Raw genomic sequence first — 16,256 nt, forward strand, 5'->3', positions numbered from 1 at the left:
TTCCCACAAGACAAAATTATAAGTATATACCCTTACCAACCACTGACAGGCCGGGCTCTCCCGCCAATGCAAAGCTTTCAATTGAGTTCATTCAGATAATAATGTTCCGCAGTGGAGTAAATACCCCGCCGCCACTCCACCGGCCTGTCGCCATAGGTATAAGTGACACGCTCTACGGACAGCAAGGGGGTACCCTCAGCCACTCCCAGGGTGTCACTGGTCATGCGATCGGCCGCCACTGCCCGGATTCGCTCTTCAGCGCGAATCATCCGCACCCCGAAGCGACTCTCGAACAGACTGTAAAGGGATCCCTGATAGCCTTGCAGCACCTCCATGGTCAAGCCATGAAAGATTTCGCCCGGCAGATAGATCTCGTCGATGACAACCGGTTTTCCGGCAAACCGGAGAAGGCGCCGGAGAATGGTGACGGGCGCACCGAGTTCGACGCCGAGCATCCGCGCAGCCTCATTGCCCGCCTTGGCTTTCCAGCAATCCAGAGGCAGACTCTGGGGGTGCGCCAGATCGCCGTCCATGGGCACAAGGCGCAGAAAGCGAAAAAGCGCTCGCGGATCGTTGTGGGACGCCACGTAAGTGCCCTTGCCCTGCTTCCGGACCAGAAGGTTTTCGGCAGCCATTTCGTCAATGGCTTTGCGTACGGTACCCTGGCTCACATTGAAACGCAGCGCAAGTTCCTGTTCACTGGGAATTGCCTGCCCCGGCCGCCATTCGGCGGACTCCAGGGCATTGAGCATCAGATTCTTGATCTGACGATACAGGGGGCTGAAGGTGGGCGATTCGGGTCGCATCGTTGTATTGAATCACACTTTTTCAGACACGTCTATGGGATGTCTTTTGTCTTATATAAGACATAAAACATGGAATTGACATTGTACCAATTTGATCCTACGATTCGCGTGTTGAACGATCAGTTCCTGATCACAACGCTGAATCATCACCCGCGACGGCTTGAAGGCGGCGCGTAGCAGCATTGAGTCGACAACACTTCTTTGAGAGGGAGTATCAATAATGGCAAAAGCCCCCGTTCGTGTCGCAGTCACCGGCGCCGCCGGCCAGATCGGTTACAGTCTCCTGTTCCGTATCGCCAGCGGTGAAATGCTCGGCAAGGATCAGCCCGTCATTCTTCAGCTGCTTGATCTGCCCCAGGCCCAAAAGGCCGTCAAGGGCGTCATGATGGAGCTGGAAGACTGTGCGTTCCCGCTGCTGGCTGGAATGATCGCCACTGACGACCCCAATGTCGCCTTCAAGGATGCCCAGGTCTGCCTGCTGGTCGGCGCCCGCCCCCGCGGCCCCGGCATGGAGCGCAAGGATCTGCTGACCGAAAACGCCAAGATCTTCACCGTCCAGGGCGCGGCCATCGGCCAGTACGCCGATCCGGACGTCAAGGTGCTGGTGGTGGGCAACCCCTGCAATACCAACGCTTATATCGCCAAGGAAATCGCCGTCAAGTACGGCCGCGTCAATGCCAAGAACTTCACCGGCATGCTGCGCCTGGACCTCAACCGCGCCCTCTCCCAGCTGGCCACCAAATCCGGCCGTGATGTATCCAGCCTGAAGAACCTGGTCGTCTGGGGCAATCACTCCCCCACGATGTACGCCGACTACCGCGCCGTCACCTCCAATGGCGACAACGTCAAGGGCCTGATCAACGACGAAGCCTGGAACCGCGACGTGTTCCTGCCGACCGTCGGCAAGCGTGGCGCTGCAATCATCGAAGCCCGCGGCCTGTCCTCCGCTGCTTCCGCCGCCAACGCCGCCATCGACCACATCCGTGACTGGGTGCTGGGCTCCAACGGCGAATGGGTCACCATGGGCATCCCGTCCGACGGCTCCTACGACATTCCCGAAGGCATCATCTACGGCTTCCCGGTCACCACCGAAAACGGTGAGTACAAGATTGTCCAGGGCCTGGAAATCGACGCGTTCTCCCGCGAGCGGATGACCCACACCCTCAACGAACTGCTCGAAGAGCGTGACGGCGTGAAGGATCTGCTGGGCTGATCCACACGGCATTCGCAGATGCGGTGAATGCGGGGGCGGAAACGCCCCCGCTTTTTTTGTGCCGGCCTTTTTTGCTACCCTGCGCTCATCGACTCATTTCAAAGAAACATTCATGCCCGCCCTGCTCCATCCAGAACACGTCCTCTTTCAAGGCGAGAAGCCCTTTCCCATTCTTCCGGCAGTGGATCACTACGCCGGCAGTGAAAAATTGATGAGGAAGGCCCTCTTGCTGCAACAGCAGCTTGGCCCTGTCTTCGACATCACCTGTGACTGCGAAGACGGTGCCCACGCCGGAGCTGAAGCTGAGCATGCCCTCATGGCCGCCTCACTCATCACCTCCGGAGACAACCACTTTGGACGGGTTGGCGCCCGCATCCACGACATCACCCACCCCCACTGGGAGCAGGATGTGGATATCCTGGTGCAGAATGCCGGTCATCGCCTGGCCTTCCTCACCCTGCCCAAGCCACGCAGCGCCAAGGACGCTGCACAGCAGATCGACGCCATCCGCAGCGCTGAAGCGCGTCACGGCATCGACCGGGCAATTCCGGTGCATGTCCTGATCGAAACCCATGGCGCTCTGCGGGAAGCCTGGGAGATCGCAGCCCTGGATCGGGTCGAGTCCCTGGATTTCGGGCTGATGGATTTCGTCAGCGCTCATCACGGGGCCATTCCTGGCTCAGCCATGCGCAGCCCTGGCCAGTTCGAACATCCTCTGGTGTGTCGAGCCAAATGCGACATTAGCGCAGCAGCCCTGGCCAGCGGTGTGGTGCCTTCCCACAACGTCACCACCGAACTCAAGGATGTGGAATACATCCGCCGGGACGCAGAACGGGCCCGCAAGGAATTCGGATACCTGCGCATGTGGAGCATTCATCCCAATCAGATCCTGCCCATCGTTGAAGCCATGCGCCCCGATTTTTCGGAAGTTCATGAAGCAGCGGCCATCCTGATCGCTGCGCAGTCAGCCCACTGGGGTCCCATCCAGCACGGTGGAAAACTGCACGACCGTGCCTCCTACCGCTATTACTGGGAATTGCTCAAGCGAGCCCGGATGACTGGAATGGACATTCCCGCCGGTGCCGTTCAGCAGTTCTTCTGATGCCTGCATGAACGCGCCACTCTTCGCTTAAAAAAACAAAACCGGAACCTGCAGGGAGGTTCCGGTTTCTCTGTCACACCGGGCAAGCGCTGCCTGAACGAACGGCATGGCCGGCTTCTTTTATCCGTACGCCCTGCCCTCAGCCCGGCAAGGCGATCCTGCTGTCCGTGCTGTATTGATAGTCGTGGAACACATGCTCCGCCGACAGGATTGCGTAATTGCCATCCTCCCCCTTGTGGGACGTATCTTTAAGGCGATAGGTGTAATGACCACAGGTCACAGATCGAAATTGCGCATGTGCGTGCACATGCAGGTCTTTTCCATGACGGAAACGCGGCGCTCTCCCGGATGAAGGGCAATCTGCTTGTTATAGGCGTCGATATAGGAGCAGTTGCCGCTGCTGTCCAGGAGATAACCATAGGCCTCACAGTTGGGGCGAATCCCTGATCCGATTGCAGGGCTGCTCGTCAGCATGCGCATGGGATAGCCTGTGGGAGAGATCTGGTTGACCACGATCTCCTCTTCACTGGCCTTGAAATAATGCTGTTTCACCGCATCAGGCAGGCCGCACTCCGCAGTCACGGTGAACCGGGTAGCCACTTGCACTGCTGCAGCCCCCATCTCAAGAAAGGCTGCTGCATCACTGCCGGTGAAGATTCCTCCTGCCGGAACGAGCGGGATGTCAATCTTCTCGGCGACCAGCCAGTCACGAATCTCGGCAACGATCAGGGCCAGATCATACTTGGCCCAGTCCATGCCAAACCCCAGGTGACCACCAGCCAGAGGGCCCTCGACCACGACGTAGTCAGGCAGGCGGCTGGTGCGGGCGCTCTTGCGCAGGAAAAGCTGCAAAGCGCGCAGGGATGAAACGATGATACCCAGCTTGGCATCCCGGAAACGGGGATGGTCCTCGATCAACCCAAAGGAGCCCAGATGCAGACCGGCTGCCAGGGTAATGCCATCCACCCCTGCATCCAGAGCCGCCCGCAAGCGCACCCGGAGGGTTTCCTTCGGCGCATTCATGGTCAGCTTTTCCATGCAGTTCACGAAGACCATGCCCGGGCCCCGCTTGCGCTCCATGGTTTTTCCCACATGCAGCTTGGTGGCCTCCTCAAGCTGACCAAGATCAAACTGCACCACCGACTTGTCGGAGTTGGCCACATTGAACTTGTACTGCTTGAGCTTTTCCTTGACGTACTTCGTGTTGAAACGACGATCCGTCACGGTCTTGACCATCGCATCCGAGATGTGACCGATCCCGCCCAGCCGTGCAGCTTCCAGTGCCAGGTCTGCTGTGGAGATATCCACCCCCATCCCGCCGATCATGATGGGCACCAGCTCCTGCTTGCCGAAGTGCAGACGGAAATCATCAACGCGTTTCATGAAACCCCTTCCAGACAGACGTGTATAACCACGTGAACAACAGGCCTATTTGTTAAGACCAAACGCAGTATTATCCCACTGCCAAGAGATCCGCGCAGGGGTTTAGATCAAGATTGCAACGGCATTTATCACCCGTTCATCACCCACGCCACGAGGATTTACACGCTTGCCACCGATAGGCAAAATTTATTGGTCAGACATGCGCGAAAAAAGTCACGAGCTCCGCTAGAATCCCAGTCTTCCAGTCAAACCAGCACAGATGTCGGATTTCAGCCCCCCCGCCCAGGAATATGCCGTACTGTTTGCCGACCTCGTCGGCAGTACGCAGCTCTATCAGCGCGTGGGCGACGAAGTGGCTTTCGAAGTGGTGGACCGCAGCATCCGCGCCATGCGTGTGGTCGTGGAAGCCCGTAGCGGGCGAGTCGTCAAACACACCGGCGACGGGCTGATGGCCGTGTTTCCGGATGCCGACAGTGCCGCTGACGCCACGCTGGCGATCCATCAGATCATCAAGGAGCAACCCGACGGACCTGATCGGCGACTGGCCGCCCGCATCGGCTTCCACTACGGCGCAGTCGTCGCCAGCGGCAGCGACGTGTTTGGGGACACCGTCAACTTTGCGGCACGTCTGGCCGAACTGGCCACACCGGGCAAGGCCATCACCTCCGTGGAAACCGCCCGCCGCCTGGGGCCTGAATGGCGCTCCATCCTCCATTCGCTGCCCCCGCGAATCATCCGCGGGGTCACCCGCCCCGTGGAACTGTGCGAATTGATGTGCGAAGCAATGGGGGAGCTGACCATCGTTCAGGGGGGGCATTTCCTGCTCGACAGTGAGCCGGAATTGCGGCTTTACATGGATACCCAGTCCGTGGTGCTCAATTCATCACGCCCGAGCGCACGAATTGGCCGGGACCCCACGGCAGACCTGGTCGTCGGCGACAGCCAGTCGTCCCGCCGCCATGCCGAGATCGAGCTGCGTGGCGACAAATTCGTCCTGATCGACCGCAGCAGCAACGGCACTTTCGTGCAGATTGACGGGGAACGGGAATTCCTGCTGTCCCGGGAAGAGGTCGTCCTGAGGGGCCGGGGGCACTTCGCCCTGGGTCGCAGCTGCGCAACCAACCCTCAGACCGTCAGTTTCGTCTGCCTGTAAGAGCACGCTTCAGGAAAGCGGCCCTGCCGACCATCAGGGGACAAGGCGTTTCCGCAACTCGATGGACGCCCGCTCCACGGCCTGCCCCGCCTGCGGAAAGAATTTGCCCAGGGTTACAAAACCATGGACCATACCTTCGTAGTTCACCCACTCGACCTCCACACCCGCCTCACGCAAACACTCGCCGTAAGCCCGGCCGTCATCACTCAAGGGATCGCAGCCCGCGGTGATGATCAAGGCGGGCGGCAGACCATCGAAACGTTTCGCCAGAATGGGCGAGGCCCGCCAGTCAGTCCAGTCCTGCTCGTCCGGGAGATATTTTTCGAAGAACCAGGCAAGGCTCTCGGTGTCCAGAAAATATCCCTGGGCATAGGTGCGACGGGAGGGACGCTGACTGAGAATGTCGGTACTCGGATAGATCAGCAGCTGAAGGGCGGCCCTGGGACCTCCTCCATTACGCAACTGGAGCGCCGTCACCGCGCTCAGGTTACCACCGGCACTATCTCCCATCAGGGCAAAACGGGACGGATCAATCCCCAACAGGGCCCCATTGGCCAAAGACCACTCCACGGAGCGCAAGGCGTCGTTCACCGCCGCGGGGAAGGGATGCTCCGGCGCCAGACGGTAATCCACCGACAGGACGGCGCAGCCACTGAGATTGGCCACCTCCCGGCACAGCACGTCATAGCTCGGAATGTTTCCAATGCACCATCCCCCTCCGTGGAAATAAAACACCAGCGGCAGAAGTGCATCGGGGGCCGCGCCGATGGGGCGGTACAAGCGCGCCATGATCACACCATCGCGGACATGAGGCTGGGGAATCGGCACATCCGTCACCGAAGCCACAGCCGGCGCCTCGGGACGCAGGGCGAACTGCAGTTTTTCAAAAGAGTGGCGCGCCTGATGCACGTCGAGCTCATGGAAACGCGGCGCACCAACACGATAAACCATGTCGAGCAGGGCTTTGGCTTGGGGATCGAGGGACATGATTTTCTGACGATCAATCAGGCCGGTTTGAGGCAAAAAAATGGGAGAAAACCCATGTTTTTTGCTACAATTTTGTAACCTATTGATTTTATTGGTGCCGAGAGTGGGACTCGAACCCACACACCTTGCGGCGGCGGATTTTGAATCCGCTGCGTCTACCGATTCCGCCATCCCGGCTTGGGAAGGCACGCATTATCTACGAAACTCCCGACCGCATCAACTCATGGCATTGACCCTCGACGATTTCGACTACCAGCTCCCCGAGGAGCTCATCGCCCAGGCCCCCCTTGAGCGCCGCACCGACAGCCGTCTGCTGCAGGTGTTTCCCCAGCTGAACGATTGCCGGTTTGCCGATCTCTCATCCCTCCTCAACACAGGTGACCTGCTGGTATTCAACGATACCCGGGTGATCCATGCCCGCCTGTTCGGCACCAAGGACACCGGCGGCCGGGTGGAGGTCATGATTGAGCGCCCGCTGGGTGCTCACGAGGCCCTGGCCCAGATACGCGCCAGCAAGTCGCCCAAGCCCGGCACCCGCCTGCACCTGGAAGGAGCCCTGGAGGTGGAAGTGCTGGGCCGCACGGGCGAATTCTTCCATCTGCGCTTTCCAGACACAGACGATCTGATCGCATTGCTCGAACGACATGGGCGGCTGCCCCTGCCGCCCTATATTGAACGCACAGCCGGCGGTGCCGACGAATCCCGTTACCAGACGGTCTACGCCCGCAACCCCGGATCGGTGGCCGCCCCTACGGCGGGACTTCATTTCGACGAGGCCTTGCTGGGCACTCTGGCCAGCCAGGGCGTGAACAGCGCCTTCATCACCCTGAACGTGGGTGCAGGCACCTTCCAGCCCGTGCGGGTCCATGACCTCTCCGAACACCGCATGCATACCGAAACCTACTTCATCCCGCAGGCCACGGTGGATGCCATCGCCACCACCCGGGCCGCGGGCAGGCGGGTGATCTGTGTGGGCACCACCAGCATGCGGGCCCTGGAATCCGCCGCCCGAACCGGCCACCTTCAGGCGGGACAGGCCGAAAGCGACCTGTTCATCCTGCCCGGCTACCACTTCAATGTGGCCGACGGCCTGATCACCAACTTTCATCTGCCCAAGTCCACCCTGCTGATGCTGGTCTCCGCCTTTGCCGGCATGGAGGCCATCCGCCGCGCCTACGCCCACGCCATCGCCCAGCGCTACCGCTTCTTCAGCTACGGCGACGCCATGTTCCTGCTCCGCAACGAATAATGAAATACGAACTCCTCGCCACCGACGGCGCCGCCCGCCGCGGCCGCCTGACCCTCAACCACGGCACGGTTGACACCCCCGCCTTCATGCCCGTGGGCACCTATGGCACAGTCAAGGGCATCTCGCCGCAAGACCTGCGCGACATCGGCGCCCAGATCTGCCTGGGCAACACCTTTCACCTGTGGCTGCGCCCGGGGCTGGAGGTCATCGAAGCCTTTGGCGGCCTGCACCAGTTCATGGCCTGGGATGGCCCTATCCTCACCGACTCGGGCGGCTTCCAGGTCTTCTCCCTGGGCGCCCTGCGCAAGATCACCGAGGAAGGCGTGCGTTTCTCCTCCCCGGTCAACGGCGACAAGCTCTTCCTGACCCCCGAGGAGTCCATGCGCATCCAGAAGACCCTCAACTCCGACGTGGTGATGATCTTCGACGAATGCACACCCTACCCTGCCAGCGTACCCGAAGCCGCTGATTCCATGCGCCTGTCCCTGCGCTGGGCGCGCCGCTCCAAGGACGAGTTCGAACGCCTGGAAAACACCAATGCCCTCTTCGGCATCGTGCAGGGCGGGATGTACGAAGATCTGCGCGACGAATCCCTCGCCGCTCTCGAAGAGATCGATTTTCATGGCTATGCCATCGGCGGCCTCTCGGTGGGCGAGCCCAAGGACGACATGCAGCGCATCCTCCATCACACCGCTCCACGCCTGCCCGTCGACAAACCCCGCTATCTGATGGGCGTGGGCACGCCCGAAGACCTGGTCTTCTCGGTGCAGGCCGGCATCGACATGTTCGACTGCGTGATGCCCACCCGCAACGCCCGCAATGGCTGGCTGTTCACCCGCCACGGCGACATCAAGATCCGCAACGCCCGGCACAAGTCCGACACCCGGCCCCTCGATGAGTCCTGCAATTGCTACACCTGCCGCAACTTCTCCCGAGGCTACCTGCATCATCTCAACCGCCTCAACGAGATCCTCGGCGCCCGCCTGGCAACCATCCACAACCTGCACTACTACCAGCAACTGATGCGCGAGCTACGGGACGCGATTGCCAGCGGCACCCTGAGCGACTACGTGACCCGCTTTCATCGGGAACGAGCCGGCCAGGGGGAAATATCCGCCGGGTAAGGTCCCTGTAAGGGCGGGCTGCTGCGCCGCACCCTGGCTTGCCGCTATAATCGCGCCTTTTCCCCGAGTCCTTCCATGCAGGTCTTCCGCGGAATTCCCGATCGCTCCGAACACGGCTGCGTGCTGACCATTGGTAACTTCGATGGCGTACACCGCGGCCACCAGGCGCTGCTCGCCCGGCTCTCCGCCAAATCCCGGAGTACCGGGCTTCCTTCAGCAGTGCTCACCTTCGAGCCTCACCCACGGGAATACTTCGCCCACGACAACCGTCCCCGGCGCCTGACCTCCCTGAGGGAAAAGATCCAGCTTCTGGCCAGCCAGGGGGTGGACCGCCTCTACATCGCCCCTTTCAATGCCCGCTTTGCCGCGCTGAGTGCGGAAGCCTTTGTCGAGGACATCCTGATCCACGGGCTCGGTGTGCGGCACCTGATGATCGGTGACGATTTCTGTTTTGGCGCTGGCCGCAAGGGCGACTTCTCCATGCTCAAGCGTAGCGGGGATGAGGCCGGCTTCACGGTCGAGGCCATGCCCACGCTGGAACAGAACGGCGAGCGGGTCTCCAGCTCGGCGGTCAGGGCTGCCCTGGCAGAGGGTGACATGGCCCATGCAGCCCGTTTGCTTGGCCGCCCTTACAGCATCAGTGGCCGGGTCATGCACGGCGACAAGATCGGCCGCACCATCGGTTTTCCCACCGCCAACATCCAGCTCAAGCATCGCTGCCCACCCCTGATGGGCATCTATACCGTCAGCGTCGAAGGACTGGCGAAGGAACCCTGGCCCGGCGTCGCCAGCGTGGGCGTGCGCCCCACGATCAACGACGCCGGTCGGCCCAGCCTCGAAGTGCATCTCTTCGACTGGGATACCGAATGCTATGACGCACACCTCAGGGTGAACTTTCTCGCCTGGCAGCGGGACGAGGAACGCTACGACACCCTTGAGGCCCTGACTGCCCAGATTGCCCGGGACGCCGAACAGGCCCGGGCCTACTTTGCCCAGAATCCCCTCTGAATTCACAGCCCAGACCCACCATGTCCCAGAAGCGTAACGACCTGAACCTGCCCGACACTCCCTTCCCCATGCGAGGCGACCTCGCCAAGCGCGAACCGGGCTGGATCGCCGGCTGGCAGCAACGCAAGCTCTACCAGAAGATCCGCCAGGCTGCTGCCGGGCGACCCAAATTCGTGCTCCACGACGGCCCCCCCTACGCCAACGGCAGCATCCACATCGGTCACGCGCTGAACAAGATCCTCAAGGACATCATCGTCCGCTCCAAGACGCTCGCAGGCTACGACGCGCCCTACGTGCCCGGCTGGGACTGCCACGGCCTGCCCATCGAGCACAAGATCGAGGTCACCCACGGCAAGGGCCTGCCCGCCGACAAGGTGCGCGAACTGAGCCGCGCCTACGCCTTTGATCAGATCGAAGAGCAGAAGAAGGACTTCATCCGCCTGGGCGTGCTCGGTGACTGGGACAAGCCCTACCGTACCATGGACTTCGGCAACGAAGCCGGCGAAGTCCGCGCCCTGGCCGAGATGGTCAAGCGCGGCTGGGTCTTCAAGGGCCTCAAACCAGTGAACTGGTGCTTTGACTGTGGCTCCGCCCTGGCCGAAGCCGAAGTCGAATACCAGGACAAGCAGAGCCCGGCCATCGACGTGGGCTTCGTCTGTGCAGAACCCGAAAAGCTCGCCGCAGCCTTCAGCCTCCCGGCCCTGCCCGGCGGCAAGGACGCCCTGGCCGTGATCTGGACCACCACCCCGTGGACCATCCCCGCCAACCAGGCCCTCAACGTCCACCCCGAACACGAATACGCCCTGGTGGACACGCCCCGCGGCCTGCTGGTGCTGATGGCCGAGTTGGTCGAGTCCAGCCTCAAGCGCTTCGGGCTGGAAGGGGCGATCGTCACCCGCACCAACGGCAGCAAACTGGGCCACATCAGCTTCCGTCACCCCTTCTACGATCGCCTGTCGCCAGTCTTCGTGGCTGACTACGTGGGCCTTGACGCCGGTACCGGCATCGTCCACTCGGCCCCGGCCTACGGCGTGGACGACTTCAACTCCTGCAAGGCCAACGGCTTCACCAACGACGACATCCTGAGCCCGGTGCAGAGCAACGGCGTCTATGCCGAATCCCTGCCCTTCTTCGGCGGCCTGCACATCTGGAAGGCCAACCCGGTCATCGTCGAGAAACTGCAGGAAGTGGGCGCCCTCTTCTCCCACGAGAAGATCAGCCACAGCTACATGCATTGCTGGCGCCACAAGACGCCGCTGATCTACCGGGCCACTGCCCAGTGGTTCGTGGGCATGGACCTGAAACCCAATGGCGGCCCCAGCCTGCGTGAGCTGGCCCTGCAGGGCGTCGAGGCCACCCGCTTCTTCCCATCCTGGGGCCAGGCGCGCCTGCATGCCATGATCGCCAACCGGCCCGACTGGTGTATCTCGCGCCAGCGCAACTGGGGGGTGCCGATTCCCTTCTTCCTTCACCGCGAAACCGGCGAGCTTCACCCGCGCACCGTGGAACTGATGGAGCAGGTCGCCCAGCGCATCGAGCAGGAAGGCATCGAGGCCTGGTTCAAGCTGGACCCGGCGGAGGTGCTCGGAGCAGAAGCCGGGCAGTACGAAAAAATCAGCGACACCCTCGACGTATGGTTCGACTCCGGCACCACCCACTGGCATGTGCTACGCGGCTCCCACAACGATGGGCACGCCAGCGGCCCGCGCGCCGACCTCTACCTGGAAGGTTCCGACCAGCACCGCGGCTGGTTCCACTCGTCGCTGCTGACCGGCTGCGCCATCGACGGCCACCCGCCCTACAAGGCCCTGCTGACCCATGGCTTCGCCGTGGACGGCACCGGCCGCAAGATGAGCAAGTCCCTCGGCAACGTAGTGCTTCCCCAGGAAGTGACCGGCAAGCTGGGGGCGGAAATCCTGCGTCTTTGGGTGGCCTCCACCGACTACTCGGGCGAGCTGTCCATCTCCAAGGAGATCCTCGACCGGGTGGTGGAGGTCTATCGGCGTCTGCGCAACACCCTGCGCTTCCTGCTCGCCAACACCGCCGACTTCAACCCGGCCACGGACATGCTGCCGGTAGATCAGTGGCTCGAAATCGACCGCTATGCCCTGGCTCTCACCCGTCGGTTGCAGGACCAGGCCAAGGCTGACTACGAGCGCTTCGAGTTCCACCGCATCGTCCAGGCACTGCAGAACTTCGCCTCCGAAGACCTGGGCGCCGTGTACCTGGACATTCTCAAGGATCGCCTCTACACCACCCGGGGCGACTCCATCGCCCGTCGGGCCGCCCAGAGCGCCCTCTGGCACATCCTGCAGTCCGTCGTCACACTGATGGCCCCGATCCTCTCCTTCACTGCAGAGGAAATCTGGCTGCTCCTCGGCAAGAATGCCGAAGACAGCGTAATGCTCCACAGCTTCCACAAGCTTCCCTTCCAGGATGGAGAAGAGGCCCTGCTCCAGAAATGGACTGATCTTCGAGCCCTGCGGGCCGACGTGCTAAAGGAAATTGAAGCAGTCCGCACGGCCGGCAAGCTTGGCTCTTCCCTGCAGGCCGAAGTCGAAATCCGAGCCACCGGCACCCGGTTCAACCTGCTCGAAAGCCTGGGCGACGACCTGCGTTTCCTGCTGATCTGCTCGAAGACCACCCTTGTCCAGGTGGACGACGAAACGCAGGAAGCCATTCTCGTCAGCCCGTCCTCCCACGCCAAATGTGAGCGCTGCTGGCACTACCGGGCAGACGTCGGACACGACTCAGCCCATCCGGAACTTTGTGGCCGCTGCACGTCCAACCTCCACGGCAGCGGCGAAGTCCGCATCGCCGCCTGATCCTTGCATCCCACAGGAGCCCTGCCCTTGAAACTGCGCCTCGGAAACTGGATCGGCCTGTCAGCCCTCATCGTGCTGGTGGATCAATGGACCAAGCACCTCGTTCTGGGAGCCCTGCGCCACGGCGAAGTCATCCGCGTGACGGATTTCTTCGACATCGTGCTGGCCTTCAATCCGGGAGCAGCCTTCAGCTTCCTGGCTGACCAGGGGGGGTGGCAGAGATGGTTCTTCGTCGGCCTGGCCGTCATCATCTGCAGCTGGCTGCTTCGCCTGCTGGCCCGACATCAGCATGAACTGCTCCAGCCCCTGGCCTTTTCGCTGATCATCGGTGGCGCCATCGGCAACGTGATCGACCGCTTCGTCTTCGGCGCGGTGGTCGATTTCCTGTACTTCCACGTCGGCCGCTACGGCTGGCCAGCCTTCAATGTGGCGGACTCCGCCATCTGCGTGGGGGTGACCCTGATGGTCATTGCCCAGTTCCGTGAAACCCGCCACGCAGCTACCCAGGAGAAACTCTCATGACCCAGATCGTCCAGACCGACAGCCTGCTGACCCTCCATTACCGGATCTCGCTCGACAATGGTCAAGCCCTGATCAGCACCTTCGAATCCCAGCCTGCCACCATGCAGCTCGGCAAGGGTGACATTGCCCCCACCCTCGAACGCTGCCTCGCCGGCATCACCGTGGGTGAACACCACACTTTCCTGCTCGAACCGGAGAACGCCTTTGGCGTGCATCGCGAAGATCTGGTGGAGAAGGTGCGCCTGGAGGACTTTCCCGACGGATCGGCAGTGGAACCCATGGTCATCATGGAATTCACGGCTCCGGATGGCACCCGCTACCCGGGTCTGATCCGCGAAGTCCTGGACACCCACGCAGTCATCGACTTCAACCATCCCCTGGCTGGCAAATCCATCCGCTTCGAAGTCGAAGTAATCGGGGTCAACTGATTCCATGAGCACCAGTATGGAAGTCCTGCTCGCCAACCCCCGGGGCTTCTGCGCCGGAGTGGAACGTGCCATCGAGATCGTCGAACAGGCCCTGGCCCGCTACGGCGCACCCATTTACGTTCGTCACGAAGTGGTACACAACCGCTTCGTCGTGGAAGGCCTGCGGGCCAAGGGCGCCATCTTCATTGAGGATCTGGACGATGTGCCGGAGGGCAACACGGTGATCTTCAGTGCCCATGGGGTGCCCCAGTCGGTACGGATCGAAGCCGAGGCCCGCGGCCTGCGGGTCTTCGATGCCACCTGCCCGCTGGTTACCAAGGTTCACCTGGAGGTGGCCCGCATGCGGGATCAGGGACGCGAACTGATCATGATCGGTCACAAGGGCCACCCGGAAGTGGAAGGTACGATGGGCCAGGTCAGGGACGGCATCTATCTGGTCGAGAGCGCCGATGACGTGGCTCGGCTTGAGGTGAACAATCCGGAAATGCTCGCCTACGTCACCCAGACCACCCTGTCGGTGGATGATGCGGCAGCCATCGTGGCCGCCTTGAGGAAGCGCTTTCCCACCATCATTGGTCCCAAGAAGGACGACATCTGCTACGCGACCCAGAATCGCCAGGATGCGGTCAAGTTCATGGCACCCCAATCGGATCTGGTGCTGGTCGTGGGCTCGGTGAACAGCTCCAACTCCAACCGGCTGCGGGAAGTCGCAGAGCTCCTGGAAGTACCGGCCTACCTGATCGACAATGCTGAAAGCATCGATCCGATCTGGCTCGAAGGCAAGCGACGCATCGGCGTGACGGCAGGAGCCTCGGCTCCCGAGGTGCTGGTGAATTCGGTGATCACCCGCCTCCGGGAAATGGGCGCTGCCTCTGTCCGCAATCTCGAGGGGGTTCCGGAAAAGGTGACCTTCCCGCTCCCCCGGGAACTCCAGGGCCCCGGCGTCTGACCCGGAGCATCGGCCACGGCACTCCGGACTATAGGTAGAGCCGGCGTGGCCGCCTCACGGGGCGGACGCGCGCCGGGAAGCCTCCGGCCCGGTCATCCCTGAGACCCCCAGGCGGCGGGCCATATCCCACTCCCCGGCGGTATGCACCTGTCCCGCATACACCGGAATTTCGAGCCCCCGGGCCACATCCACGATGGCCTTCACCAGACGCTGCTGGCCTTCGTGGTCTGGCAAACCGGCAACGATGCTGCCATCCAGCTTCAGGTAGGCAAGACGCAGGGTATACAGACGCGGCAGGGCAGCCAGCTGCCTGCCGAAGTGTTCGATGCCCAGACCCACCCCATGGCGCCCCAGCACCTCTGCCAGGGGCTCGATGCCGGACAGGCTGGCATCCAGCCCTCGTTCGCTGACTTCCACCGAAATCCGCCGGGCAGACTCGCCAGCCGTCGCCAGCAGGATGTCCAGCCGATCCAGAAAACCGTCCTCCGTCAGGGACTGAGGGGCCAGGTTCAGGGCGATCCTGTCTTCAGGCAACGCAGCCAGCCTGCCCATCCCCAGACGCAATGCCTCAAGATCGCAGGCGCCGGCCAGCCCAAGGCGTACGGCAGCCGGCATGAATTGCCCTGCACTCAGGAGGTGCCCTTTCCAGGGAAGGCGCAGCATGTATTCCCGGTGAATCAGGGCACCCCCTGCCTGCAGGACAGGATAGCCTTCCAGGGCGAAGATCTGATCATTCACCGCCGCCTGCAGGAGGCTGCTCCAGGCTTCGGCACCGGGCGTCTGCTCTGGCAAGCGCCCTTCGCCTCCGTCCAGAACGGGATCCCCGGTGGTCTCGGCACGCATCAGGGCCAGATCCACCCGCGCCAGGAGCTCACTGACGGCATCACCGCGTTCATAAGCGGCACCCCCGACATGGATCTGCACGGAGGGCCTCTCCTGGCCCTCTTCCTCCAGGCCGCCCAAAGCAGGTGGGGCCGCCAGCTGGGCCTGTGCTTCAACCACAGTCATGCCCGGGGCAAGCCAGGCAAACTCTGCTCCACTCAGGCGGGCCAGCGTCGTCCCCGGGGCCACCAACAGCCTGCCCTGCAGCCGGCGGGCCAGGGACAACAGCCACAGATCGGTACGCTCCCGACCAAACTGACGATTGAGCGCAGCAAGATCGTCCAGCTTGACCACAGCCAGGCAACCGCTGGGAGGCCCTGCGACATCGGTCAGCGCCTGGCGCAATTCCCCCATGAAGGCCGAACGGTTCAGCAGACCGGTGACAGGATCCACGCTGCTCTCGTTATGCAAGGCTTCGATTCGCGAGGCCTGCTCGGAAAACAGGGACTGAACACGCCCGGACATCCGGTTGAGGGCCTTCGCCCTGCTCCTCAATTCCAGCACAGCGGGTTCCTGCAGGATCCTGAAACGTCCCTCGCCAACGGCTTCGGCCTGAGCCGCCATCTCCCCCAGGGGGCGCTCCACCCATCGCAGCAGCATGGACACCGCCATACCCCAAAAAATG

General features: G+C 62.1%; 13 protein-coding genes, 1 tRNA gene and 1 pseudogene. 10 read left to right on the top strand and 5 right to left on the bottom strand.

Annotation, left to right across the window (positions count from 1 at the left end; genetic code table 11):
- Positions 1-77 precede the first annotated feature (77 nt).
- Entirely contained in the window at positions 78-806 is a 729-nt protein-coding gene (locus PHD22_RS08160; RefSeq protein WP_299864903.1) for a GntR family transcriptional regulator, read from the bottom strand.
- A 220-nt stretch (positions 807-1,026) separates the two neighbouring features.
- Here PHD22_RS08160 and PHD22_RS08165 point away from each other — a divergent pair, with 220 nt between their 5' ends.
- Complete coding sequence (locus PHD22_RS08165; RefSeq protein WP_299864904.1) at positions 1,027-2,019, top strand: malate dehydrogenase; 993 nt, start codon at positions 1,027-1,029, stop codon at positions 2,017-2,019.
- 112 nt (positions 2,020-2,131) lie between these two features.
- A complete protein-coding gene (locus PHD22_RS08170) occupies positions 2,132-3,121 on the top strand; it encodes an aldolase/citrate lyase family protein (protein ID WP_299864905.1) in 990 nt (329 codons plus the stop codon).
- A 139-nt stretch (positions 3,122-3,260) separates the two neighbouring features.
- Here PHD22_RS08170 and PHD22_RS08175 read toward each other — a convergent pair.
- A pseudogene (locus tag PHD22_RS08175) lies at positions 3,261-4,504 on the bottom strand (nitronate monooxygenase).
- Positions 4,505-4,763: 259 nt separating this feature from the next.
- Here PHD22_RS08175 and PHD22_RS08180 point away from each other — a divergent pair.
- Positions 4,764-5,657: an adenylate/guanylate cyclase domain-containing protein gene (locus tag PHD22_RS08180; protein ID WP_299864906.1), complete on the top strand. Its 894-nt coding sequence runs from the start codon at positions 4,764-4,766 to the stop codon at positions 5,655-5,657.
- A 33-nt stretch (positions 5,658-5,690) separates the two neighbouring features.
- Here the strand turns inward: PHD22_RS08180 and PHD22_RS08185 are convergent, their stop codons facing one another.
- On the bottom strand, positions 5,691-6,644 hold the full coding sequence (locus PHD22_RS08185; RefSeq protein ID WP_299864907.1) for an alpha/beta hydrolase: 954 nt from the start codon (positions 6,642-6,644) through the stop codon (positions 5,691-5,693).
- Positions 6,645-6,736: 92 nt separating this feature from the next.
- Positions 6,737-6,821: transfer RNA gene (locus PHD22_RS08190), tRNA-Leu, on the bottom strand.
- A gap of 46 nt (positions 6,822-6,867) precedes the next feature.
- Here PHD22_RS08190 and queA point away from each other — a divergent pair.
- From queA to ispH, 7 genes are all read left to right on the top strand, one after another.
- A complete protein-coding gene (gene queA, locus PHD22_RS08195; RefSeq protein ID WP_299864908.1) occupies positions 6,868-7,893 on the top strand; it encodes a tRNA preQ1(34) S-adenosylmethionine ribosyltransferase-isomerase QueA in 1,026 nt (341 codons plus the stop codon).
- Complete coding sequence (gene tgt, locus PHD22_RS08200) at positions 7,893-9,017, top strand: tRNA guanosine(34) transglycosylase Tgt (RefSeq protein ID WP_299864909.1); 1,125 nt, start codon at positions 7,893-7,895, stop codon at positions 9,015-9,017. Before queA ends, tgt begins: the two co-directional genes overlap by 1 nt.
- Positions 9,018-9,092: 75 nt before the next feature.
- Positions 9,093-10,025 (top strand): bifunctional riboflavin kinase/FAD synthetase, encoded by a 933-nt coding sequence (locus PHD22_RS08205; RefSeq protein WP_299864910.1) that lies wholly within the window; start codon positions 9,093-9,095, stop codon positions 10,023-10,025.
- Between the two features lie 20 nt (positions 10,026-10,045).
- Positions 10,046-12,850, top strand: a complete 2,805-nt coding sequence (gene ileS / locus PHD22_RS08210) for an isoleucine--tRNA ligase (RefSeq protein WP_299864911.1) — start codon at positions 10,046-10,048, stop codon at positions 12,848-12,850.
- Between the two features lie 27 nt (positions 12,851-12,877).
- The gene (gene lspA, locus PHD22_RS08215) at positions 12,878-13,372 is read left to right on the top strand and encodes a signal peptidase II (protein WP_299864912.1); all 495 of its coding nucleotides are present in this window, start codon (positions 12,878-12,880) and stop codon (positions 13,370-13,372) included.
- Positions 13,369-13,800 carry an FKBP-type peptidyl-prolyl cis-trans isomerase gene (locus PHD22_RS08220; RefSeq protein WP_299864913.1) on the top strand — a complete coding sequence of 144 codons (432 nt, stop codon included), beginning with the start codon at positions 13,369-13,371 and terminating at the stop codon, positions 13,798-13,800. Before lspA ends, PHD22_RS08220 begins: the two co-directional genes overlap by 4 nt.
- Positions 13,801-13,804: 4 nt before the next feature.
- A complete protein-coding gene (gene ispH / locus PHD22_RS08225; protein WP_299864914.1) occupies positions 13,805-14,749 on the top strand; it encodes a 4-hydroxy-3-methylbut-2-enyl diphosphate reductase in 945 nt (314 codons plus the stop codon).
- Positions 14,750-14,803: 54 nt separating this feature from the next.
- Here the strand turns inward: ispH and PHD22_RS08230 are convergent.
- Positions 14,804-16,256 (bottom strand): EAL domain-containing protein (locus tag PHD22_RS08230; protein ID WP_299864915.1); only part of this gene is annotated, 1,453 nt, incomplete at its 5' end.

The organism is Zoogloea sp., assembly GCF_028693495.1.
Classification (GTDB): domain Bacteria; phylum Pseudomonadota; class Gammaproteobacteria; order Burkholderiales; family Rhodocyclaceae; genus Zoogloea.

What these genes read in the sequence shown, in the direction of transcription:
- PHD22_RS08160 (WP_299864903.1), bottom strand. Translation starts at nt 806, where the DNA reads ATGCGACCCGAATCGCCCACCTTCAGCCCCCTGTATCGTCAGATCAAG.
- ileS (WP_299864911.1), top strand. Translation starts at nt 10,046, where the DNA reads ATGTCCCAGAAGCGTAACGACCTGAACCTGCCCGACACTCCCTTCCCC.
- ispH (WP_299864914.1), top strand. Translation starts at nt 13,805, where the DNA reads ATGAGCACCAGTATGGAAGTCCTGCTCGCCAACCCCCGGGGCTTCTGC.
- PHD22_RS08165 (WP_299864904.1), top strand. Translation starts at nt 1,027, where the DNA reads ATGGCAAAAGCCCCCGTTCGTGTCGCAGTCACCGGCGCCGCCGGCCAG.
- PHD22_RS08170 (WP_299864905.1), top strand. Translation starts at nt 2,132, where the DNA reads ATGCCCGCCCTGCTCCATCCAGAACACGTCCTCTTTCAAGGCGAGAAG.
- PHD22_RS08205 (WP_299864910.1), top strand. Translation starts at nt 9,093, where the DNA reads ATGCAGGTCTTCCGCGGAATTCCCGATCGCTCCGAACACGGCTGCGTG.
- PHD22_RS08180 (WP_299864906.1), top strand. Translation starts at nt 4,764, where the DNA reads ATGTCGGATTTCAGCCCCCCCGCCCAGGAATATGCCGTACTGTTTGCC.
- PHD22_RS08185 (WP_299864907.1), bottom strand. Translation starts at nt 6,644, where the DNA reads ATGTCCCTCGATCCCCAAGCCAAAGCCCTGCTCGACATGGTTTATCGT.
- tgt (WP_299864909.1), top strand. Translation starts at nt 7,893, where the DNA reads ATGAAATACGAACTCCTCGCCACCGACGGCGCCGCCCGCCGCGGCCGC.
- queA (WP_299864908.1), top strand. Translation starts at nt 6,868, where the DNA reads ATGGCATTGACCCTCGACGATTTCGACTACCAGCTCCCCGAGGAGCTC.
- PHD22_RS08220 (WP_299864913.1), top strand. Translation starts at nt 13,369, where the DNA reads ATGACCCAGATCGTCCAGACCGACAGCCTGCTGACCCTCCATTACCGG.